Origin of the sequence: Magnetospirillum moscoviense, assembly GCF_001650635.1 — a bacterium.
GTDB lineage: Bacteria > Pseudomonadota > Alphaproteobacteria > Rhodospirillales > Magnetospirillaceae > Magnetospirillum > Magnetospirillum moscoviense.
The window spans coordinates 1-1467 of record NZ_LWQU01000064.1 but is presented as its reverse complement, the minus strand read 5'-3'; the positions used below and the strand labels follow the sequence as shown (position 1 = coordinate 1467).

Below are 1467 nucleotides of genomic sequence, written 5' to 3'. Positions count from 1 at the left end.
TGCCGACGCCTCGCCAAGGACTTCGAGAACCTCGCCAGAATGGCGCTGGCGTTCCTGCGCCTGGCCATGATCCGCCTCATGCTGCGCAGAATCGCAAGGCACAGGAAATAATAGGGAACTTCGCGGACGGACTCTAAGTTGGCATACAGCAGGTCGAGAGAATAGCCGCTCAATGAGAGTTGCGAAGCCGAGGCGTCAGAGGGCACAAGGACGGATCTAGCATCAGGGCCTGCCGGAGCGCCATGGCCGGAGAAATAGATGAAAACCCGAGATTTTCCGGGCTTGACCCAGTTGAAGAGTTTGCCTCGAAATTCCTGCTCCGTACCAAAGACCTCGACAAATTGGGTACCCGTCGCGTTCGTCAGGAAGATGATGTTGCTCTCGTCGATCCCCAAAGCTTCTCGGGCATATCGCTTCATTGCCATTGCATCGTTGACTGCGGGGGGGATAGGCGGAATGTCTCGTGCTTGGCTTATGTAGTCCGAGTTGCCAATGATGACAGCAACGTCGTCCGGACGTGGTTTGGCCCTCTTGAACGAAATGGCAAGGGGGGAGGGAACTTCCAGTCGATGCAATGACCTCGGCTGAGATGCCTGTGGAGCGGAGGAGGGGGGCGGCCGACCAACTGATGGAGGCTCAATGGGCTTGGATGGCGTCTTGATCGCCGTCATAGTCGGTGGGGTCGTTCCGTACAGTGCAATGCGCCGCTCTACCTCAGCTGTTAGCGATGGAAGCAACTTCATCTCAAGAACCTTTTTACCTTCAAGGGCAGCAGTCTCGCCCGAAGTGGCGGCAATGGAATACCAATACAGAGCTTCAGATGGGTCGATTGGAAGACCCAGCCCGAACTCGTTGGCTTGGGCAAGCTTGATCTGTGCTGACACGTCTCCATTTTCAGCCGCCATGCGAGTCCACTTGCTAGCCTCCGAGAGGTTGCTCGGCACATCTTTGCCACGGGCGTAGAGGGCCCCCAACTCCCGTTGGGCAGCCACCACTCCCAGTTCGGCGCTTTGGCGAAGCCAGACTAAGGCGGTCGAGGCGTCCTTGGCAACGCCTTCACCTCGCAGGAATAACATGCCCAGACCGTAAAAAGCGACGGGGTATCCTCGATCTGCAGCCGCCCGGTAAAAGGTGGCTGCTTCGCCATAGCGACCCAAACGATCCAATGCCCGCCCCATCTGAAAGGTGAAGCGTCCGTTGTCGGGATGGGCCAGGGACGCGCGTTCGCAAGCATCCAAAGCTGCTTGTCCGATTATGGAGCCGAAGGAGACTGCCTCAGATACGCGCTGCATATCGTGGGGACTTGCGGCTAAAACGTCGCATTCATCGACCGGAGCGCCGAATGCGGGCGCGGCGACGGTAGCAGCCAAGATCAAGGCTGGCAGAAGTGCCCTCTGTGCCAATGATCCTTGCCACAAACTCCCTGCGTGGAGTTGAGTGAGCAAGGATCAGAGGAAAGCGGCCATG

The 1467-nt window shown here is 57.9% G+C and carries 2 pseudogenes; one reads left to right on the top strand and one right to left on the bottom strand.

Annotated features, from left to right (window positions below):
• Window positions 1-111: pseudogene (locus A6A05_RS21665) on the top strand (IS5/IS1182 family transposase); the annotation flags it as partial.
• A 140-nt stretch (window positions 112-251) separates the two neighbouring features.
• Here A6A05_RS21665 and A6A05_RS21660 read toward each other — a convergent pair.
• Window positions 252-1076, bottom strand: a pseudogene (locus tag A6A05_RS21660) (tetratricopeptide repeat protein); the annotation flags it as partial.
• Window positions 1077-1467 lie beyond the last annotated feature (391 nt).